The organism is Thiorhodovibrio litoralis, assembly GCF_033954455.1.
Classification (GTDB): Bacteria; Pseudomonadota; Gammaproteobacteria; order Chromatiales; family Chromatiaceae; genus Thiorhodovibrio; species Thiorhodovibrio litoralis.
This window is the reverse complement of the sequence record NZ_CP121473.1, coordinates 1,725,563-1,745,521: the sequence shown is the minus strand read 5'-3', so window position 1 is coordinate 1,745,521 and position 19,959 is coordinate 1,725,563. Positions and strand designations below refer to the sequence as shown.

Sequence of the window (19,959 nt, the reverse complement as noted above, 5' to 3'; positions counted from 1 at the left end):
CAGCACCAGAGGCTCGGCACCGGCGAGTCCGGCTAAATTCCGCTTCATGCAGCCGCAACGCGGGTGTGCGAAAATGCGCGGCTTTCGATCATTCCTTCCTTCCGTTCCATGTCAGCTGCCTTTCCCGCGTCCGCGCACCTTGGCGAGGACAACGCGCAACCAACCAAGCGCGCGTGCTCTCCGCTCGCCCCACACTTGCCCCAGCCGCCATCAGAGCGCTTGCTATGGGGTCGGCTCTATGGCGCAGCGGGGGCACTGGCCATCGCCTCGGCGGCCCGCCAGGCCGATGGCCCGCTGCTGGTGGTGGTGCCCGACATGGCAGCGGCCAACGGGCTGCACGCGGAGCTGCCGTTTTTTCTGGATGATAAAGGGGACGATCGGGGGAACGAAGAGGCCGAGCGATTGCCGGTGTGGCGCTTCCCGGACTGGGAAACCCTGCCTTATGATCTGTTCTCGCCGCTGCCGGAGCTGGTTTCCGAGCGGCTGCTGACGCTTTATCGCCTGCCGCAGCTTGAACGCGGCGTGCTGCTGGCACCAGTCGGTACCCTGATGCAGCGCCTGCCGCCACGCCATTATGTCGAGAGCCAGGCATTGGTACTGGCCATCGGCGACCGGCTCGATCTCGACCAGACCCGACAGCGGCTGACCGATGCAGGCTATCAGTGCGTGTCGCAGGTCATCGCCCATGGCGAGTTCGCGGTGCGCGGTGCTTTGCTTGATATTTTCCCGATGGGCCAGACCGAGCCGCTGCGCATCGATCTGTTCGACGATGAGATCGAGTCCATCCGCACCTTCGACCCGGACAGCCAGCGCTCCATCGCCAAGCTGGAGTCGGTGCGCATGCTGCCGGCGCGGGAGTTTCCCTTCACCGAGGAGGCCATCAGCGCCTTTCGCCAAAGGTATCGCGCCAGCATCGATAGCGACCCGCGCGCCAGCATGATCTACCGCGAGGTCTCCGAGGGCCGGCTGCCGGGTGGCATCGAGTATTACCTGCCGCTTTTTTTCGATGAGACCGCGACCCTGTTTGACTACCTGCCCGAGCACACGCTTGCCTTCGAGAGCGCCGAGGTGCGCGAGAGTGCGGCAACCTTCATCGACACCATCGCCACGCGCTTCGAGCAGCGCTGCCATGATGTTGAGCGCCCGATTCTGCCGCCGCGGCAGCTGTATCTGGATGCCGACGAACTCGCCGGCAAGCTCAATACCATGCCCGGTGTGTGCTGGCAAACCACGGAGGTGGCGCAGCGACGCAAAGGCTATGCGCAGGTGGTGAACTTTGCCACCGCCGGGCTGCCGCCACTGCAGATTCAGGCCCGCGCGGCCGAGCCGGCAGCAGCGCTCAAGGCCTTTGTGAACGAGCCCGGGCGCCGGGTGCTCTTCGTCGCCGAGAGCGGCGGCCGGCGCGAGCTGCTGCGCGATCATCTGCACGGCTTTGGCATTCAGCCGGCGGCGGTCGGCGACTGGGCGGCTTTCGTCAATGGCGAAGACCCCATCGCCATCACAGTCGCGCCCATCGAGCAGCCGCTATTGCTTGAGGCCGTGCCTGAGGGCGGTCTGCCCGCAGGAGACGCACAGCAGAGCAGCCGCCTCGCGCTCATCACCGAGACCCAGCTCTATGGCGAGCGGGTGCGCCAGGAGCGTCGCCGACGCAAACAAGGGCCGGACGGCGATGCGGTGGTGCGCAACCTGACCGAATTGCATCCCGGCGCGCCCGTCGTCCACGAGGATCATGGTGTTGGGCGCTTTCTCGGCCTGCAAACCCTGGAGTTCGGCGGCAACAAGGCCGAGTTCCTCGCGCTCGAATACTCAGGCGGCGACAAGCTCTATGTGCCGGTCAGCTCCCTGCATCTGATCGCGCGCTACACCGGCAGCTCGCCCGAGAGCGCGCCGTTGCACAAACTTGGCAGCGACCACTGGGATCGCGTTAAGCGCAAGGCAGCACAGAAGGCGCGCGATGTCGCCGCCGAGTTGCTCGACATCTACGCCCGCCGCGCCGCGCGCTTAGGGCACGCCTTTGGTGATCCGAGCGCCGAGTACCGCGACTTTGCCGCCGCCTTTGAGTTCGAGGAGACGCCGGATCAGGAGCGCGCCATTGAGTCGATCCTCGCCGACATGGCCGATCCCAAGCCGATGGACCGCGTGGTGTGCGGCGATGTCGGCTTCGGCAAGACTGAGGTCGCCATGCGCGCGGCCTTCGTCGCCGCCAATGGCGGGCGCCAGGTCGCGGTGCTGGTGCCGACCACTCTGCTCGCCCAGCAGCACTATCAGAACTTCGCCGACCGCTTCGCCGACTGGCCAATCCGCGTCGAGAGCTTGTCCCGGTTCCGCAGCGCAAAGGAGGTCAAGACGATCATCGACGACCTCGCCGCTGGCACCGTCGACATCGTCGTCGGCACCCACAAGCTGTTGCAGCCGTCGATCAAGTTCAAGAATCTTGGGCTAGCCATCATCGACGAGGAGCACCGCTTTGGCGTGCGCCACAAGGAGCAGCTCAAAAGCCTGCGCGCCGAGGTGGATATTCTCACACTGACCGCCACCCCCATCCCGCGAACCCTCAATATGTCCATGGCCGGCCTGCGCGATCTGTCCATCATCGCCACCCCACCGGTCGAGCGCCATCCGATCAAGACCTTCACCTCAGCCTGGAACGACAGTCTGATCCAGGAAGCCTGTCAGCGCGAGATCAATCGCGGCGGGCAGATTTACTTTCTGCACAATGAGGTCGAGACCATCGAGAACATGGCGCAGAAAATCGAGGCATTGGTGCCGGATGCGCGGGTGCAGGTCGCCCACGGCCAAATGCGCGAGAAGGAGCTCGAGCGCGTCATGCGCGACTTCTATCACCGCCGCTTCAACCTGCTGGTGTGCACGACCATTATTGAATCCGGCATCGACGTGCCCAGCGCCAACACCATCCTAATCAACCGCGCCGACAAGCTGGGGCTGGCGCAACTGCATCAGCTCCGAGGTCGCGTCGGGCGCTCGCATCATCGCGCCTATGCCTACCTGATCACCCCGCCGGCCAAGACCATGACGGCGGATGCCAAAAAGCGTCTGGAGGCGATTGAATCATTGGAAGACCTGGGCGCCGGCTTCACCCTGGCCACCCACGATCTGGAAATTCGCGGTGCCGGCGAGCTACTCGGCGAGGAGCAATCCGGCCAGATTCACGAAGTCGGCTTCACCCTTTATATGGATCTGCTCGAACGCGCCGTGCAGGCGCTCAAAGCCGGGCGCACGCCGGAGCTGGACCGCCCGCTCGACCATGGCGCCGAGATCGATCTTGGCCTCCCTGCCCTGCTACCAGACGACTACCTGCCCGACATCCACACCCGGCTCATCACCTACAAACGCATCGCCAGCGCCGCCGATACGAATGAATTGAAAGAGCTAAAAGTCGAGATGATCGACCGCTTCGGCCTGCTGCCCGAGCCGGCCAAGAACTTGTTCACAATCACCGAACTGAAGCTCAAGGTCCAGCCCCACGGCATCCGCAAGATCGAAGCAGGCCCCAAGGGCGGGCGCATTCTGTTCGGCGAGGAGCCCAAGATCGACCACATGCGCCTGGTGCAACTGATTCAAAGCCGGCCCAAGGAGTTCAAGCTCGACCAGAGCGCCGGGGCGCTGCGCTTCTATCGCGACATGCCCGAGGGCGACAAACGCGCGGCACAGGTCGATACCATTTTGGGGCAACTGACCGGGCAGACCTGAGCTGACGCAGTTGTCGGAAGCCCCCATGCGCAGAGCATCACATTTGCGGCCTGATCGCGGGCAACAGAATTATTACGCAACCGCTGATACGCAGATTGACATCGGCTGGGTGGCTTCCAGTTACCAGAGGATGGCGACGTCATAGGGGGCTAGCGCCGTGTCTGCGGTGATCAATGTTATACCCTCGATCTGTGCTTGTGCGACCAGCATTCGGTCGAAGGGTCGCGGTGGTGCATCGGCAGTTGGGCGAGCTGTTCGACATGCACGAGGCTAATGGGCAATAGGTTGATATTGTTGCGATCCAGGTTCGCGCGCACCAGTTGGTCGTTGATCGGATCGTAGCTGAGCTTCCCGAGTTGGCGCTTGATCTGCATCTCCCACGGCGAAACCAAGCTTAGATAAAAACGAGCAGTCCCTTGTTCGCAGTGCCCTCGAACTCTGGCGGAAAGCTTTTCCGGAGAACTGTTCAGCCAGATGAACGCGTGGGTATCGAGCAAGAATTTCATGGGTTGCCACTCAGCCAGAGCTCGTCTGGCAGCGGTGCGTCAAAGTCGTCGCTCATCTGGACTTGGCCACGAAACAAGCCAAGTTTGAGAGGCTGAGCGTCCTGCATCTGCGTGCCGTTTTCATTTGCAGCCAGGTTGTACAGAACGACCACTCTAGCTTTGACGGCTTTAACGTCCTCAGGCAGCTTGAGATGTATCTCGTGGTTCTCGTCGATCTCGGTTTCCAGCTCGATGGCTTGCATGGCTTTATCTCCTTTGGTTATGGGCTAAACCTGTCTTGCGCTAGCGGCACTCGCTCTGTTGGCTGCCGAAGCTCTGAACAATATCCAGCAAGCCCATCGCCCCCTGCTCTTAATTTTCACGCAAAATCGCTCATGAAGCACTCAAGAAGAGAATTCAGGAATCGCTGACCCTGTGCAGTCGGGCGCAAGCAGGTGGCGCTGTGCTCAAGCAAGCCCAAGTCCTCGGCGCGCGCGCGTGCATCAGCGAGCCGATTTGCCGCAAGGCCGGTTCGCGTTTCAAATAGCTTGAGTGAAACACCCTGTTGCAGACGCAGGGCGTTGAGCGCGAATTCCAGCATCAGGTCCTGATCGCCAAGCTCGCTGGCTTCGGCCACAAAGGCAGCGGGCGCCGCTTGGACCGGCTGAGCGGCGGCCAGATAGCGCGCCGGATCAGACCATTTTACGCGACGCACCGCCCTCCCCCGCGTCACATCGGTCCGCTTGCCATGCGCGCCGGCGCCGATGCCAAGATAATCGCCAAAGGTCCAATAATTCAGATTGTGGCGACAACTCCTGCCGGGCTGCGCATGGGCGGAGATTTCATAGTGCTCATAGCCAAATTCTGCCAGCAACTGGTGCCCCTGGTCCGCCATGTCGGCGAGCAGATCGTCCTCGGGCAGAAGTGGCGGCGCGCGCGCGAAGGCCGTTTCGGGCTCCAGGGTAAGCTGATAGTAGGACAGATGATCGGGCTCTAATGCCAGCGCGGCTTGCAGATCGGTGCGCGCCTCAGCCAGGCTCTGTCCGGGCAAGCCGAACATCAGATCAAGATTGAGGTTGCCGCAACCGGCCTGCCTTGCCTCGAAAACGGCTTGTCGCGCCTGACGCGCATCATGCACGCGGCCGATAGCATTGAGCCTGAGATCGGACAGAGATTGCACCCCGAGTGATAGCCGATTGACACCGGCCTCCAGCGCGTGCGCAAGGCATGCGGCATCGGCGGCGCCTGGATTGGCCTCGAGGGTCACCTCGGCATCCGGGGCCAGACTGAGACGGTCGCGAATACCGGCGATCAGCCGCGATAGCTCGGCCGGTTGGATCAGGCTGGGCGTGCCACCTCCGACAAACAGCGACTCGAGCGTTTGCTCCACTGGCTGCATGGCCAGTTCGGTGTCGAGATCGGCCAAGAGCGCATCGATATAGGCTGCCTGAGGCAGATTGCCGGGCGTTGGATGCGAATTGAAGTCGCAATACGGGCATTTGCGCAGGCACCAGGGCCAGTGCACATAGAGCGAAAGCGGCGGCGGACCGGCGGTGAAATGCCGCCGATCCGCCAGTGCCTGACTGGTTGCCAAGCAGCACGCACCCCGCTGACGCAAGACTGGCGGGCTCGCGGCTGGTGGGCTCGCCCTTGCCCCGGACAATCCAGCCAAAGGATCAGGCGTGGTCGCGCGCGTTCAGGTAGGCGTATTCCGAGATCTTGCTCCAGGCCTGGGACTGCTTGAGGAACTTCTGGTAGGAGGCATAGACGCGTTTGGAGAATTCGTCCTTCTCGGCGATCTCGGCGACCACCTCGCCCGAGAGTTCACGCAGCCTGGCCAGCACATCCGGCGGGAAGGAGCGCACATCGACGCCGTGCTCATCGACCAGGGTGGTGAGCGCGCTCGGGTTGCGCGCCATGTACTCCGAGAGCATGTCGATATTGACCACCTTGGCGGCCGCCATCACGATGGCTTGCAGGTCGTCCGGAAGCTTATCGAAGGTGGGCTTGTGGATCATGGCCTCAAGCGTGGTGCCGGGCTCGTGCCAGCCGGGGTAGTAGTAGTATTTCGCCGCTTTGTAGAGGCCGAAGGCAAGATCGTTGTAGGGACCGATCCATTCGGTCGCGTCGATGGCGCCGGATTGCAGCGAGGTAAAAATTTCCCCGCCCGGCAGATTGACAGGCGTGCCGCCTGCGCGCTTGAGCACTTCGCCGCCGAGACCGGGGATGCGCATTTTGATGCCTTTCAGGTCCTCAAGCGAGTTGATCTCCTTGTTGAACCAGCCGCCCATCTGCACGCCCGTGTTGCCGGCTGCGGCCGGGACCAGGTCGAACTTGGCATAGAGTTCCTGCCACAATTCAATGCCGCCGCCATAGTAAAGCCAGCCGTTCATTTCTTGCGCGGTCAGGCCGAAGGGGACGGTGGTGAAAAACTGCGCGGCCTCGCTCTTGCCCTTCCAGTAGTAGGCGGCGCCATGGCCCATCTCGGCAGTGCCGGCGGAGACGGCGTCGAAGATCTCGAAGGCTGGCACCAGCTCCCCGGCGCCATAGACCTTGACCTCAATGCGCCCGCCGCTCATCTGGCCGATCAGCTCGGCAAGATGATTGGCACCGGTGCCAAGACCTGGAAAGTTCTTTGGCCAGGTGGTGACCATCTTCCAGGAGTATTCCGGCTTGTCCTTGGCATAGGCCTGCCCGGCCTGGGTGGCTGCACCGGCGGCGACTGCGGCGGCACCTGCCGCCTTGATGAAATCTCTGCGTTGCATCGATTACGTCCTCCTGCTGATCGGCTGAGTGAAACGGACTGAAAAATTTGCTCGGCGCGTCATTCGCTGGCGCGTTCGAGCCGCGCATAGGCAAGCACCAGCCACTTGGGCCCGACCGCCTCGAAGTTGACCTGAATGCGGGCGCTAGCGCCGGTGCCCTCGCTGTTTAAGACCACACCGGTGCCGAACTTGGGGTGCAGCACCTGCTCTCCGAGTTGGAAGGCGCCGTCCGCCGGTGCCCGGCTCAGCACCGGCCCCGCGCGCCGCTGACCGCCATGAGCGCGGACTTCCTCGATCAGCGCCGCTGGCAGCTCGCGCAGGAAGCGCGATGCCATCGGGTACTCCTCGCGCCCATGCAGGCGGCGGCTCTCGGCATGGGTGAGATAGAGCTGCTGCATGGCGCGGGTCATGCCGACATAGCAAAGCCGGCGTTCCTCCTCAAGGCGGTCGGGGTCGTCGGCCGACATGCTGTGTGGAAACAGCCCCTCCTCGACGCCAGTGACGAAGACCACCGGGAATTCGAGCCCCTTGGCGCTGTGCAGGGTCATCAGCTGCACGGCATCCTCATGACCGTCGGCCTGGCCCTCGCCGGCCTCAAGCGCCGCATGGGCGAGAAAACTGCCGAGCGGGTCGGCGTCCTCGTCCTCCAGCTCGGCCTCAAAGCGGCGCGCGGCTTCGACCAGCTGCTCGAGGTTCTCGAGCCGGTCGATGCCGCGACCGTCCTTGGCCTTCTCATAATGGGCCGGCAGACCGCTGTCGTCGATCGTCTGCAGGGTGAGATCAGCGAGTGACTGATCCTTGACGTCCTGCTGCATGCGGGTGATCAGCTCAACGAACTGACGCAGCGCCCCGGTCGCGCGCGCCGACAGCAGGCTGCCGCCGAGGGCATTGTGCGCCGCCTGCCACAGGGAGGTACGCGCCTCCCTGGCATGGCCGCGCAGCACCTCGACCGTGCGGGTGCCGATGCCACGCGCCGGCACGTTCAGCACCCGCTCGCAAGCGGCATCGTCATGCGGGTTAACGAGCAAGCGCAGATAGGCGAGTGCGTCCTTGATCTCGACACGTTCGAAGAACTTCTGCCCGCCATAGACGCGATAGGGCAGCCCGATCTGCAACAAAGCTTCCTCGAACAATCGCGATTGTGCCGTGGTGCGATAGAGAATGGCGCACTCGGACCGGCGCAGGCCCTCCTCGGCCACATAGCGGCGCACGCGCTCGGCGACGAAGCGCGCCTCATCGACCTCATTGAAGGCCGAATACAGCCGCAACGGGTCGCCGGCGCTGTCGTCGGTCCACAACTCCTTGCCGAGCCGGCTGGGGTTGTTGGCGATGAGCGCATTGGCGGCAGCCAGGATATTGCCGCTGGAGCGATAATTCTGCTCCAAACGCACCACGGTGGTGTTGGGATACTGGTGCTGGAAGCTCAGGATGTTCTCCACCCGCGCCCCGCGCCAGCCGTAGATGGACTGATCATCATCGCCGACCAGAAACAGATTGTCCTGATCGCCTGTCAGTAGCCGCAGCCAGGCATATTGGATGGCATTGGTGTCCTGAAACTCATCGACCAGCAAGGCTCGGAAGCGCTGGCGATAGTGGTGAAGAATATCCGGGCGGTCGCGCAGCAGCTCATGGGTGCGCAGCAGCAGGTCGGCAAAGTCGAGCAGACCGCCGCGGGCGCAGGCGTCCTCGTACTCGCGATAGACGCGGATCACCTGCTGCTCGTAGTAGTCCCCGCCGTCATCGATGTGCCCAGAGCGCCGCCCCTCATCCTTGTGCTTGTTGATGTAACCCTGAATCTGTCGCGGCGGCCAGCGGGACTCGTCCAGCTCCAACATCTTGAGGATGCGCTTGATCAGCCGGAATTGATCGTCGGAGTCCAGAATCTGAAACTGCTGCGGCAAGTTTGCATCTTGCCAGTGCGCGCGCAAAAACCGATGCGCCAGTCCGTGAAAGGTGCCGACCCACATGCCGCCGACCGGTTGCTCGAGCATTTCCTCGATGCGCGCGCGCATCTCCCGCGCCGCCTTGTTGGTGAAGGTGACCGCCAGAATCGACCAGGGCTGCACTCCTTCCACCTGCAACAGCCAGGCCACCCGATGCACCAGCACCCGTGTCTTGCCCGAGCCAGCACCGGCCAGCACCAGCACATTACTGCCGCTGGCGGACACCGCCTCGCGCTGGGAAGGGTTTAATGGGTCCAGAATCCGTGAAACATCCATGCGGGCATTCTAGCGCAGAAGACGGGAAGGACTTAGCCGCGAATGCCCTCCCTGTAGTATGCTCGCGCGGGTAGGATGCGAAATCCGCGAGCAACCCACCAAGAAATTTGCTACCAAAACGGATCGAGAAAACGTGACTGAGCTCAAGAACGATGTCTTCCTGCGCGCCCTGCTGCGCGAACCTGTCGATTACACCCCGGTCTGGATGATGCGCCAGGCCGGACGCTACCTGCCCGAGTACCGCGAAACCCGCGCGAAAGCAGGCAGCTTCATGGACCTGTGCCGCAATCCGGAGCTGGCCTGCGAGGTGACCTTGCAGCCGCTGGAGCGCTTCCCGCTCGACGCGGCCATTTTGTTCTCCGATATCCTCACCATCCCCGACGCCATGGGCCTAGGGCTCTACTTCAGCGAGGGCGAGGGGCCGGGCTTCGAGCGGCCAGTGCGCACCAAGGAGGATATCGAGCGCATCAAGGTGCCCGACCCGGAACAAGAACTGCGCTATGTGATGGATGCCGTGGCCGTGATTCGCCGCGAATTGCACGGGCGAGTGCCGCTAATCGGCTTCTCGGGCGCGCCCTGGACTCTGGCGACCTACATGGTCGAGGGTGGCAGCACCAAGAACTTTGCGCTCACCAAGGCGATGATGTTCGACCGTCCGGAGTTGATGCACGCCCTGCTCGGCAAGATCGCCGACACTGTGACACTGTATCTCAACGCCCAAATCGCTCGCGGTGCCCAGGCGGTGATGATCTTCGACACCTGGGGTGGCGTGCTGAGCCCAGCGGATTTCCGCGAGTTCTCGCTGCGATACATGGAGCGCATCGTTGAGGGGCTAACGCGCGAGGCCGATGGGCGCCGAGTGCCGGTGGTACTCTTCGCCAAGGGCGGCGGTCAGTGGCTCGACCGCATGGCCGAGACCGGCTGCGATGCCTTGGGCGTCGACTGGACCATGGATCTTGCCGACGCCCGCCGCCTGGTCAAGGACAAGGTCGCGCTGCAGGGCAATCTCGACCCTTGCACGCTCTATGCCTCGCCCGAGCGCATCGAGCGCGAAGTCGGCCGGGTGCTGGCGAGCTACGGCAGCGGCACCGGGCACGTGTTTAACCTTGGCCACGGGATTCACCCCGACGTGAATCCAGAGCATGCTGCCGCCATGGTGGAAGCTGTGCACCGGCTCAGTCGGGCTTATCACGCCTGAAGCCAACGCCATCGCTTACTGGGGCCGAATGCGAACGCTCGGCGCGTCTGCATCGGCCCCAAGATTCAGCGTCTCATCCCGGCCCGCTGCAAGCTATGCGGGCCGAGATAGCCCAAATCAGGCCCTGTCAGCCCCCAATTCATGGCCCCCAGTGACACCCTCGCCAGTCAGGCAGCAAGAGTGCCAATCACCACGATGCCGGCGTAGATGGCGAACAGGGGCAGGGCCAACAGCAGGGCTCCGACGCTAAGGATGGGGCCTGCTGCTCGCTTGCTTAACGTCAAGCCGGAGAGCACCAGGGCCACAGCACCAACCCCAAAGCCAGAAAAAAACAGTCCTTTGATGCAGCCGGTCTGGCACATGCGATCCTCGAGCGCAGTCCCGGACAGAAGCGTGTCACCGATAAAGAAGGTCAAGCCCCAGCCGACAAGTGCCAGCACAATAGCGATGGGAGCGGCGATTTTCATGGTGTGGTCTCCTGAAACGTTAGTCCGAAAGCTAATGGGCGTGCGGCCTGAAACAGCCAAGGCCTTTCCTTACCCTGAACGACAGAGAATTCCGGCGCCTTTGCAATCTCGATTATCGTGATACAAGCGCATCCTGATGCAAACGCCGGAATAACCCGATTCGCTGGATTTTGAATGGCAATGGGCCGCAATTGCAACCGGCGCTTGTCTGCTCAACCGATGCCGGCGGGGCCAAGCCCGCTTGCGCCCCAGCCTGCCGAGCGCTTTCCTGGCAGCTGAAGGGACAGGTCCATGGGCACGCCAAGGCGGTCCAGGAACTCGAGCAGTGGAGCCGCATCCGGTGCCAAATACGCACCAAGCACAAGCAGCGCGAGCAACAGCAAAGACCCCGGCCAGGCGCGAAGACTCAAGGGTTTGAGCGCGGTACCAAAGGAGCGTTTGACGCGATTGCCGAGCAGATCGACGCTAACAATCTCATCAAGCACCAGATGGGTGAGATAGCCGAGCAGCACGAAACCACCGACCAGCCAGCTGAGCGACGGCTCAATCGCCAACCAGCGATCACCGGCGATCACCGCCGATAGCGCCAGCACGGCGGCCATCAGCAAGGAATGGAAGAGCCCGCGGTGGACCGTCAGTCGCGCGAAAAAAAGTCGCAACGGCAGATAAACAAAGAACCAGACCCCAGCCCAGACCAGGGCGAGCTCGAGCAGGCGAAAGCTATCCTTCAGGCGGCTTGCGATGACAAAGCCAAGCACCAGACCCAGCAGCGCGAAAAAAGCACGTACCGGTCGCGAGTCATCGGCGTCGATATCAGGCAGCAGACTGGCACCCACCCCCAGCGCCAGCAACCATTGCGCCTGGCTGAAATTCGTCAGCCCCTGGGTGTGAGCTGCAAGCGCAGCGGTGCCGACGACGGCCGTACCCACCCCGAGATGCGTCTGAAAATTCGCCATCGCCCGGACAGGCCCAGTCACAGGGAAAGAGAAAAGCAAACAGGGAGCCCGCATCGCTCAGGCCGGCGCACAGAGAATCGCACGGGCGCTGACCGCCAAAGCCGGGCTGCGGGCAATCCTGCGGCAGCAATCGCCGCCGCGAAGAAGGCCGCAAGAACAGGTCGTATGTCAGCGCGCGATCAATCCGCCGCCACGACCTCAATCACCACGTTGCAGTCTAGGTCCGCATGCAGGCGCAGGTTGACGCTGAACTCACCCACTGCGCGCAGCGGGCCGTCGGGCAGGCGCACCTCGCTGCGCTGCAACTCGGTTCCGGTAGCACTCACCGCCTCGGCGATGTCGGACGTACCCACCGAGCCGAATAAGCGACCTTCCTCACCAGCTTTGCGACCAATGGTGACACGCAAACCATCCAGCTTAGCCTTGCGCGCCTCGGCCGTTGCCAGTGCCTCGGCGGCTTCGCGCTCGAGCTCAGCGCGACGTTCCTCGAAGGCTTGGAGATTCTCGGCTGTCGCCGCGACGGCGAAACCACCGGGCAACAGATAATTGCGCCCGTAACCAGGTCGCACGGCGACTTTGTCGCCAAGCGCTCCGAGGCCGGCGACTTTCTTGAGCAAAATGACATCCACAGCAGATTCCTCTTAGATGAGCAGGCACGGGCGGGCGCGGCGCGAAGGCAGCCGGCGCCCACCGCCCCGATCAGTGGCTATCGGTGTAAGGCAACAGGGCCAGATATCGTGCACGCTTAACGGCGACGGCGAGCTGGCGCTGATAACGCGCCGAGGTTCCAGTAATACGACTGGGAACGATCTTGCCCGATTCGCTGACAAAAGACTTGAGCAGATTCAAGTCCTTATAATCGATCTCGGTAATTCCCTCAGCAGTGAAACGGCAATAACGTTTACGACGAAAAAAACGGGACATATGAGAATCCTCATGACCAATGCGGTGGGCGATCGCTGTCCGATCGCCGCAAGAACCAGATCAGATTGTCGATGATGACGATTGTCGACTCTTATTCTTAGCTGCTTATTCTTGTTCTTCCTCTTCCGACTCTTCGTCTTCATCATTGTCCGACGACTCGTCGTTGCGCGGACGGCGCTCCGGGCGCTCGTCGCCCTGGTCTGCCGAGTCCTCATTGCTTCTGGCAAGCGGGGACATTTCGGTCACGGGCCCGTCGCGCTTGACGACCATGTTGCGCAGCACGGCATCGTTGAAGCGGAATGCGGTAACGAGCTCATCAAGCGCTTCCTGATCGCACTCAATGTTCATCAGCACATAGTGCGCCTTATGCACCTTATTGATTGGATAAGCGAGCTGGCGCCGCCCCCAATCCTCGAGCCGGTGAATCTGACCGCCGCGGCTCTCGATCCCGCCGCGATAGCGCTCGATCATCCCCGGCACCTGTTCGCTCTGGCTTGGATGCACCAGAAAAACTACTTCATAATGTCGCATGTAAGCTCCTCACGGATAGATAGCCTCCCGAACAATCGCCCGGAGCGCACGAATACTAGCGCCAAGGCGCCGCATAGGCCTGTCCAAGTCAAGATCGGTGAGGCAAGGAGTGATTTTCAGGAAATCAGCAAAGCCGATCATTATCGCCGGTTTAGGCTGCGCTGTAAATCGCGTTTTTGGCCAGCCTGTGGCTCCCCCCGCCAATGGCGAGTCGTGCAGAGGTGTGGCGAAACAATCGCCTAACTCGCGTATGATTGACCCGCCCGTGATTCACCCGCCTATGACTGAGCAGCCCGTGATTGACCAACCTGTGATTGACCAAATGGCACCAATGTTTTTTCATCATCCCTGATCATGTTATTTCCGAACATGCCTCAGGCCCTCCTCACCGCGACCCTGGCGCTGTTGCTTGGCGGCTGTGTCGCCTCCGCACCCGAGATCGACAGCAGTGAGTCCTACAGCGGCCCACTGATTGCCGCCATCGCCCCAATGGGTGGTCAGGTTGATCAACTCACGGGCTGGGTGCTCCGCCACGAGCTCGAGCAGGCGCTTGCCAAGCAGCTGCGCGCTTCGGCGATTTTCTCTGCGGTCGAGGAGCTGCCGTCAGCCACGACCCCGAACGAAGCCGAGGTCATTATCGAGCCGACTTTCCTGCAACAAGACGGCCAGTCCATGTTGCACCGAGGCCAGGATGAGCTTACCGTCCATCTGCGGGTTCGCACCAAGACCACGGGCGCCGTCGCGATCGATCGCGACTACCGCGTACCCTGCGCGCAATGCGGCCTTGGCACTGTCGAGCCCCAGGCTGTGAACAGCCTGGCCAAAGCCATCAGCGATGATATGCGACAGAAATTTGGCAAGCCGGCAGTGAAATAAGGCCCTGAAATAATACAGGCACCAGGTTGTTGCGGTGCCTCAGCGGTATTGGCGCAGGTAATACCACTCGTAAAGGCGCTTCATCCAGTGGAAGAAGCGCATGCGCGGCAACACCAGATTGCGCTTCTCATCGCGCGCTACCAGCATGGCGCGATCGTTGGCATCGAGGATACACAAGAGCTCGACCTTGAATCCCGCTTGCGGGGTCTCGCCGCGAAACTCGGCGGCGAGATTGGTGGCAGCCGCGCGTGCTTGCAGATCTGCCATGTGCGCCTGTTTGGGCATCCAGTCCGGCCCAGGGAAGCTGCCTGAGTCGCCGGCAACATAGACGCGCTCCACACCGGGCACCCGGCATTGGGCATCGGCCTGCAGCAGCCCTCCCGGCGAGCGGGGCAGCGCGGTATTGTCAAACCAGGCGTTTCCCGTCATCCCAGGCATGAAGACAATCAGATCGGCGGTAAAGCTGCCGCCTTCCGTGGTGATTTGATCGGCACTGAACCCCTTTAGGGGCTTGCCCAGGTGCGTTTGGATGCCGAGTCGCGCCATTTCCGCCAGCAGCTTGTCCACCGCCTTGGGACCAAGCCGATTACCTGGCCGGGGCGCGGGGGTGAAAAACACCAGCTCAAAGCGCTCGCGGCGGCCCTCGGCACGCAGTTGATGATCGAGTCCGAATAGGAACTCAAAAATCGGCCCGCCACGCATGGACGACGGCTCTTTGGGATTACCGGAAAAGCCCATCGCAATGGTGCCGCCGGTCATGGACTTGACCCGGTCGCGGATTTTCTCCGCCGCCGCGATACCCTCGCAGGGCGTGATCGCATGCTCAATACCGGGGAGCTTTTTGATAAAGCGCCCGCCGCTGGCGATGACAAGGCCGTCGTTTTCGATCGCGCCGGCAGTGGTCTCAAGCACCCGGCCATCGTCGCCGAGACCCTTAGCCTCGGCTGCGTGATGCACCGCGCCCATCCGCTTGAAGAAGGGCCGCAGGTCGATGCGCAGCTGCTCGGCGGTACGCAGCCCGGACGGAATCCAGATCAACCCGGGGAGATAGATAAACTCCGGGCGCGGACTGACCACCTGGATGTCTGCGTCGACCGCGCTTTTGCGCAACCACTGAATCGCAGTCAAGGCGCCGAAGCCGGAACCGACCACGGTGATACGTTTGGCGGCCATAGTGCGCGAATCCCCGTCAGGGTTTAAGGATGATTGGTGGTTTTCTGGCCAGTCGACCGTTATTTGGAACCACCAGACAATTCAGCCGCATAGGCCTCATTGACGCGATCACGCAACTCCTTTCCGGGCTTGAAATGCGGCACGTGTTTGCCGGAGAGGGCGACGGAATCGCCGGTCTTGGGGTTGCGCCCGACGCGCGGCGGGCGATAGTGGAGCGAGAAACTCCCGAAACCGCGGATCTCGATGCGCTCGCCGGAGGCCAGCGCACCGCTCATGCGCTCGAGAATGCAGCGCACCGCAAGCTCGACGTCCTTGTAGGCCAAGTGGCTCTGGCCCGCGGACAGGGCCTCAATGAGCTCGGATTTCATCATAGCGGGTGATCTTCCGTCCTTGGCGGAGGCGACACCCATCCCGGATGTCGCTCCGCCACGTTCACTGAAACAGGCACTGAAGCAGGAATGATTGCTGCCACGCAATCCAGTGGGCACTTCAATCCTTGCGGCCGCCCTTCTCGATCAATCCAAGTGGATCAGTCTTTTTGGGCTTCTTCCATCTGCTGCTTCAGGATATCGCCGAGAGTCGCGGTACCCGCCTGGGCTTCGCTGGCGTAGCCCTTCATAGCAGCTTGCTCGTCGGCAGCATCCTTAGCCTTGATCGACAGCGATATGGTGCGGTTCTTGCGGTCAACGCCGACGAACTTAGCCTCGACTTCCTCCTCCGGCTTCAGTACCGAACGCGCATCCTCGACGCGATCGCGGGAGATCTCGGAGGCGCGCAGATAGCCCTCGACGCCTTCGGTCAGCGCGATAGTCGCGCCCTTGGCGTCGACATCAATGACCTTACCCGTGACGATGCTGCCCTTCTCATGCAGCGCGACGAAGCTGGAGAAAGGATCTTTATCAAGCTGCTTGACGCCTAGGGAAATCCGCTCGCGCTCCGGGTCGACCGAGAGCACGACCGTCTCGAGTACATCACCCTTCTTGTAGTTGCGCAGCGAGTCCTCGCCGGCTTCGTCCCAGGAGATGTCCGACAAGTGCACCAGACCGTCGATACCGCCATCGAGCCCGATAAAGATGCCGAAGTCGGTGATGGACTTGATCTGGCCGCTGACGTGATCGCCCTTCTTATGGGTGGCCGAGAACTCGTCCCAGGGATTGGTCTGGCACTGCTTGACGCCAAGCGAGATGCGACGGCGCTCCTCGTCGATGTCGAGCACCATGACCTCGACCTCGTCGCCCAGGGACACCACCTTGCTCGGATGGATGTTCTTGTTGGTCCAGTCCATCTCGGAAACGTGCACCAAGCCTTCCACGCCCTCTTCGATCTCGACGAAGCAGCCATAGTCAGCAATGTTGGTGACCTTGCCGAATACGCGAGTGCTTTCCGGGTAGCGACGCGCGATATTGACCCAGGGGTCCTCGCCCATCTGCTTCAGGCCCAGGGAGACGCGCTGGCGGTCGCGGTCGAACTTGAGCACCTTGACCATAACTTCTTGGCCAATCTCAACCACCTCGGACGGGTGCTTGACCCGGCGCCAGGCCATATCGGTAATGTGCAGCAAGCCGTCGATGCCGCCGAGATCCAGGAAGGCACCATAGTCGGTCAGGTTCTTGACCACGCCCATCAGCTCCACGCCTTCCTCGAGCTTCTCGAGCAGCGCTTCGCGCTCGGCGCTGTATTCTTCCTCGACCACCGCGCGGCGCGAGACCACAACATTATTACGTCGCCGATCGAGCTTGATGACCTTGAACTCGAGATCTTTGCCTTCCAGATACGCGGTGTCGCGCACCGGGCGCACATCGACCAGGGAGCCAGGCAGGAACGCACGCACGCTGCCGAGCTCGACCGTGAAGCCGCCTTTGACCTTGCCGTTGATCATGCCAGTAACAGTTTCGCCGTCGTCGAAGGCCTTTTCCAACGAGTCCCAAGCGGCGAAGCGCTTGGCCTTCTCGCGCGACAGGCGGGTGACGCCAAAACCGTCCTCGACCGCGTCGAGCGCGACCTGGACATCATCGCCGACTGCCACTTCGAGCTCGCCCTCGGGCGAGAGGAACTGATTGCGCGGAATAATGCCTTCGGACTTCAGGCCGGCATTGACGATCACCGCATCTCCGGTGATAGCGACGACCTGCCCGGTGATGATGGTACCGGGCTGCAATTGGGTATTGGTCAGACTCTCCTCAAAGAGTTCGGCAAAGCTTTCGGTCATGAGTGTGGAAATTCCCGGCGCAGAACGCCTCGCTCCGGCGGTTGATGCAAAGGATCACGCGGTCAACCCGATCACGGAGGGTTAGTTTAAAAACAAGCCGGCAGACACCACCACCGGCCACGATGAATTTTTTCGTCGCGGCGGGCGTACCCTACCGCCAAAAACTACACGCAAAAGAACTTGATCCGCCAGGATAAATCGCGACGGTTCAAGACAGTTGCGGCAGGGAGCGGCGCACCGCGCCGATCACTTGGGCGAAGACGGCGTCTATGGACATCGTCGTCGAATCGATGACAATCGCGTCGCTAGCGGCAACCAACGGACTTGACGCCCGCTGCCGATCCCGCTCATCGCGCTCGCGCAGTTCCTCGATCAAGTCGGCAAGGTTAGCATCCGCACCTTTGTCATTCAACTGTTTATAGCGTCTGTTCGCACGTTCCTCGGCACTGGCATCGAGATAGAACTTGACCGGCGCCGAGGCAAAGACCACGGTGCCCATGTCGCGCCCGTCCGCCACCAGCCCCGGCGGCTGCGCCGCATCGCGCTGCCAGCCAAGCATGGCGGCGCGCACCTGCGGGTGACGCGCCACGCGCGAGGCCGCCGCGGCGGCGGTTTCGGTGCGGATTTCAGCGGAAATGTCCGCATCCGCAAGCAGCAACCGCTGCCCGTCGAAGCGCAGATTGAGCCCCTGCGCAAGCTGACCCAATTCCTCGCCGTCATCCAGATCGACACCCGCCGCCGTGGCTGCATGGCCGAGCCCGCGGTAAAGGGCGCCGCTGTCCAGCAAATGCCAGCGCAGATGCTCGGCCAACATGGCAGCAATGGTTCCCTTGCCACAACCGGAGGGGCCGTCAATGGTGATGACAGGTACGGGAACTGTTGAGAAGTCAGCGGGCATGCTCGGTCTGCTGGCAGGGTGCGAGAATGGTTTGCTAATCGGCAAGAGTCAGTCGTAGCGCTCGACAATGCCCAGCCCGGCTTCGGCGGCCAGGGAGGCGAAGCGTGGGAAGGAGGTATTCACATTGGCGCAGTTGCGCACCTCAATCGGCGCGCGCGCGCACAGACTCGCCATGGCAAACGCCATGGCCACGCGATGATCGCCGTGGCTGTCGACACTGCCGCCTTGGAGCGCGCCCCCCTGAATGCGCATGCCATCCGGCAGCGGCTCAGCCTCAATGCCGAGCGCCTGGAGCCCGTCGGCCATGGTCTGGATGCGGTCGCTCTCCTTGACCCGCAACTCCTCGGCCCCGCGGAGCAGCGTCTCGCCCTGCGCGCAGGCTGCAGCAACAAACAGCGCCGGAAATTCATCGATCGCCAGCGGCACCTGATCAGGTGGTATGCGGATGCCCTTGAGCGGGGCCGCGCGCACTTGCAGATCCGCTAGCGGCTCACCGCCCTGATCGCGCGGATTGAGCAGCTCGATATCCGCGCCCATGGCCTTGAGAATATCGATCACGCCGGTGCGGGTTGGATTCACGCCAATGCCTGTCAGCGTGAGGTCACTGCCGGCCGCGATGCTGGCTCCGACCAGAAAGAAGGCCGCCGAGGAAATATCCCCCGGCACGGCAATGGCCGCCCCCTTCAGCCGTGCCCCGCTGCGCACACAGATACAGGCCCCATCCTGGCTCGCGGCACAACCAAAGGCGCTCAGCATACGCTCGGTATGATCGCGCGTGGGGGCCGGCTCGATCACGCAGGTCTCGCCCTCGGCATAGAGACCGGCCAACAGCAAACTGGATTTAACCTGGGCGCTGGCCACCGGCATGGCATAGCGGATGCCACGCAGCCCCTCGGCGGGCTGGATGCCCAACGGCGCCGTGCCCTCCGAACTCGAGGCGATGCGCGCGCCCATCTGGGTCAGCGGTTCGATCACCCGCCGCATCGGCCGCTTGCTCAGCGAGGCATCACCGGTCAGCTCGCTGGCGAAATACTGGCCGCTCAACAAGCCTGTTAGCAGACGCATGGAGGTGCCGGAATTGCCCATATCGAGAGGCGACGGCGACGGGCGCAGACCATGCAGGCCGACCCCCTTCACCAACACACGTCCCTGCTCCGGTCCTTGAATCTCGACACCCAACTGCCGGAACGCCTTCAGCGTCGCCAGGCTATCCGCACCCTCAAGAAACCCTGTGATTTCGCTGTCACCATCGGCGATCGCGCTTAGCATCACCGCCCGATGCGAAATGGATTTATCTCCGGGCACGGCGAAGCGACCGCTGAGCTTTCCGCCCGGGGCCAGATCGAAGCGCAGTTCATGCTGAGCCGTCACTGAAACCGTCACTTGAAGAAGCTACTCCCGATAAAAGAAAACCTGCCAGGCAACAGACCACGGACAACCGCTCCAACGCCTGACTCCCGACAACCATGCCCAAACCTCTAACCAGGCAAAAATAGCGGAATATCCGCCCCCTGTAAACGCAAGCCGCCGGCCGGTGAAAAATTCAG

The 19,959-nt window shown here is 62.3% G+C and carries 18 protein-coding genes; 3 read left to right on the top strand and 15 right to left on the bottom strand.

All coding sequences use genetic code 11. From position 1 onward, the window contains the following. Positions 1–108: 108 nt before the first annotated feature. Entirely contained in the window at positions 109–3,711 is a 3,603-nt protein-coding gene (mfd, locus tag Thiosp_RS07640; RefSeq protein ID WP_201064129.1) for a transcription-repair coupling factor, read from the top strand. A 176-nt stretch (positions 3,712–3,887) separates the two neighbouring features. Here the strand turns inward: mfd and Thiosp_RS07635 are convergent, their stop codons facing one another. The 5 genes from Thiosp_RS07635 to uvrD form a co-directional block, all read right to left on the bottom strand. Next, on the bottom strand, positions 3,888–4,217 hold the full coding sequence (locus Thiosp_RS07635) for a type II toxin-antitoxin system VapC family toxin (protein WP_201064127.1): 330 nt from the start codon (positions 4,215–4,217) through the stop codon (positions 3,888–3,890). Next, positions 4,214–4,459 carry a hypothetical protein gene (locus Thiosp_RS07630; protein WP_009151413.1) on the bottom strand — a complete coding sequence of 82 codons (246 nt, stop codon included), beginning with the start codon at positions 4,457–4,459 and terminating at the stop codon, positions 4,214–4,216. The genes Thiosp_RS07635 and Thiosp_RS07630 overlap by 4 nt, the downstream gene beginning before the upstream one ends. Before the next feature lie 116 nt (positions 4,460–4,575). After that, on the bottom strand, positions 4,576–5,790 hold the full coding sequence (gene hemW, locus Thiosp_RS07625; RefSeq protein ID WP_242518317.1) for a radical SAM family heme chaperone HemW: 1,215 nt from the start codon (positions 5,788–5,790) through the stop codon (positions 4,576–4,578). Between the two features lie 82 nt (positions 5,791–5,872). Beyond that, the gene (locus Thiosp_RS07620; protein ID WP_201064125.1) at positions 5,873–6,961 is read right to left on the bottom strand and encodes a TRAP transporter substrate-binding protein; all 1,089 of its coding nucleotides are present in this window, start codon (positions 6,959–6,961) and stop codon (positions 5,873–5,875) included. 59 nt (positions 6,962–7,020) lie between these two features. Then, complete coding sequence (gene uvrD, locus Thiosp_RS07615) at positions 7,021–9,180, bottom strand: DNA helicase II (protein WP_201064124.1); 2,160 nt, start codon at positions 9,178–9,180, stop codon at positions 7,021–7,023. Between the two features lie 133 nt (positions 9,181–9,313). On the opposite strand from uvrD, the gene hemE reads away from it, so the two are divergent. Continuing rightward, positions 9,314–10,378 carry a uroporphyrinogen decarboxylase gene (gene hemE / locus Thiosp_RS07610; RefSeq protein WP_201064123.1) on the top strand — a complete coding sequence of 355 codons (1,065 nt, stop codon included), beginning with the start codon at positions 9,314–9,316 and terminating at the stop codon, positions 10,376–10,378. A gap of 167 nt (positions 10,379–10,545) precedes the next feature. Here hemE and Thiosp_RS07605 read toward each other — a convergent pair whose 3' ends face one another. The 5 genes from Thiosp_RS07605 to rpsF form a co-directional block, all read right to left on the bottom strand. Next, the gene (locus Thiosp_RS07605; protein ID WP_201064122.1) at positions 10,546–10,845 is read right to left on the bottom strand and encodes a hypothetical protein; all 300 of its coding nucleotides are present in this window, start codon (positions 10,843–10,845) and stop codon (positions 10,546–10,548) included. A 212-nt stretch (positions 10,846–11,057) separates the two neighbouring features. Further along, a complete protein-coding gene (locus tag Thiosp_RS07600) occupies positions 11,058–11,801 on the bottom strand; it encodes a metal-dependent hydrolase (RefSeq protein WP_201064121.1) in 744 nt (247 codons plus the stop codon). Positions 11,802–11,980: 179 nt separating this feature from the next. Next, entirely contained in the window at positions 11,981–12,430 is a 450-nt protein-coding gene (rplI, locus tag Thiosp_RS07595; RefSeq protein WP_201064120.1) for a 50S ribosomal protein L9, read from the bottom strand. Positions 12,431–12,500: 70 nt separating this feature from the next. Then, complete coding sequence (gene rpsR / locus Thiosp_RS07590) at positions 12,501–12,725, bottom strand: 30S ribosomal protein S18 (RefSeq protein WP_201064119.1); 225 nt, start codon at positions 12,723–12,725, stop codon at positions 12,501–12,503. Positions 12,726–12,830: 105 nt separating this feature from the next. Beyond that, positions 12,831–13,256 carry a 30S ribosomal protein S6 gene (gene rpsF, locus Thiosp_RS07585; RefSeq protein ID WP_201064117.1) on the bottom strand — a complete coding sequence of 142 codons (426 nt, stop codon included), beginning with the start codon at positions 13,254–13,256 and terminating at the stop codon, positions 12,831–12,833. 369 nt (positions 13,257–13,625) lie between these two features. On the opposite strand from rpsF, the gene Thiosp_RS07580 reads away from it, so the two are divergent. After that, on the top strand, positions 13,626–14,132 hold the full coding sequence (locus tag Thiosp_RS07580) for a hypothetical protein (protein WP_201064115.1): 507 nt from the start codon (positions 13,626–13,628) through the stop codon (positions 14,130–14,132). 39 nt (positions 14,133–14,171) lie between these two features. On the opposite strand, the gene Thiosp_RS07575 is transcribed toward Thiosp_RS07580, so the two are convergent. From Thiosp_RS07575 to aroA, 5 genes are all read right to left on the bottom strand, one after another. Further along, positions 14,172–15,305: an NAD(P)/FAD-dependent oxidoreductase gene (locus tag Thiosp_RS07575; RefSeq protein ID WP_201064113.1), complete on the bottom strand. Its 1,134-nt coding sequence runs from the start codon at positions 15,303–15,305 to the stop codon at positions 14,172–14,174. 59 nt (positions 15,306–15,364) lie between these two features. Further along, positions 15,365–15,676 carry an integration host factor subunit beta gene (gene ihfB, locus Thiosp_RS07570; protein ID WP_201064111.1) on the bottom strand — a complete coding sequence of 104 codons (312 nt, stop codon included), beginning with the start codon at positions 15,674–15,676 and terminating at the stop codon, positions 15,365–15,367. A gap of 158 nt (positions 15,677–15,834) precedes the next feature. Then, on the bottom strand, positions 15,835–17,514 hold the full coding sequence (gene rpsA / locus Thiosp_RS07565) for a 30S ribosomal protein S1 (protein ID WP_201064109.1): 1,680 nt from the start codon (positions 17,512–17,514) through the stop codon (positions 15,835–15,837). A 208-nt stretch (positions 17,515–17,722) separates the two neighbouring features. Continuing rightward, on the bottom strand, positions 17,723–18,412 hold the full coding sequence (gene cmk / locus Thiosp_RS07560; RefSeq protein ID WP_201064107.1) for a (d)CMP kinase: 690 nt from the start codon (positions 18,410–18,412) through the stop codon (positions 17,723–17,725). A 48-nt stretch (positions 18,413–18,460) separates the two neighbouring features. Continuing rightward, a complete protein-coding gene (gene aroA, locus Thiosp_RS07555) occupies positions 18,461–19,783 on the bottom strand; it encodes a 3-phosphoshikimate 1-carboxyvinyltransferase (RefSeq protein ID WP_201064334.1) in 1,323 nt (440 codons plus the stop codon). Between the last annotated feature and the right edge of the window lie 176 nt (positions 19,784–19,959).

Excerpts from the sequence above, each read along its gene's own strand:
- mfd (WP_201064129.1), top strand. The coding sequence starts at position 109 with ATGTCAGCTGCCTTTCCCGCGTCCGCGCACCTTGGCGAGGACAACGCG.
- Thiosp_RS07635 (WP_201064127.1), bottom strand. The coding sequence starts at position 4,217 with ATGAAATTCTTGCTCGATACCCACGCGTTCATCTGGCTGAACAGTTCT.
- Thiosp_RS07630 (WP_009151413.1), bottom strand. The coding sequence starts at position 4,459 with ATGCAAGCCATCGAGCTGGAAACCGAGATCGACGAGAACCACGAGATA.
- Thiosp_RS07620 (WP_201064125.1), bottom strand. The coding sequence starts at position 6,961 with ATGCAACGCAGAGATTTCATCAAGGCGGCAGGTGCCGCCGCAGTCGCC.
- uvrD (WP_201064124.1), bottom strand. The coding sequence starts at position 9,180 with ATGGATGTTTCACGGATTCTGGACCCATTAAACCCTTCCCAGCGCGAG.
- Thiosp_RS07605 (WP_201064122.1), bottom strand. The coding sequence starts at position 10,845 with ATGAAAATCGCCGCTCCCATCGCTATTGTGCTGGCACTTGTCGGCTGG.
- Thiosp_RS07600 (WP_201064121.1), bottom strand. The coding sequence starts at position 11,801 with ATGGCGAATTTTCAGACGCATCTCGGGGTGGGTACGGCCGTCGTCGGC.
- rpsR (WP_201064119.1), bottom strand. The coding sequence starts at position 12,725 with ATGTCCCGTTTTTTTCGTCGTAAACGTTATTGCCGTTTCACTGCTGAG.
- rpsF (WP_201064117.1), bottom strand. The coding sequence starts at position 13,256 with ATGCGACATTATGAAGTAGTTTTTCTGGTGCATCCAAGCCAGAGCGAA.
- Thiosp_RS07580 (WP_201064115.1), top strand. The coding sequence starts at position 13,626 with ATGCCTCAGGCCCTCCTCACCGCGACCCTGGCGCTGTTGCTTGGCGGC.
- Thiosp_RS07575 (WP_201064113.1), bottom strand. The coding sequence starts at position 15,305 with ATGGCCGCCAAACGTATCACCGTGGTCGGTTCCGGCTTCGGCGCCTTG.
- ihfB (WP_201064111.1), bottom strand. The coding sequence starts at position 15,676 with ATGATGAAATCCGAGCTCATTGAGGCCCTGTCCGCGGGCCAGAGCCAC.
- rpsA (WP_201064109.1), bottom strand. The coding sequence starts at position 17,514 with ATGACCGAAAGCTTTGCCGAACTCTTTGAGGAGAGTCTGACCAATACC.
- cmk (WP_201064107.1), bottom strand. The coding sequence starts at position 18,412 with ATGCCCGCTGACTTCTCAACAGTTCCCGTACCTGTCATCACCATTGAC.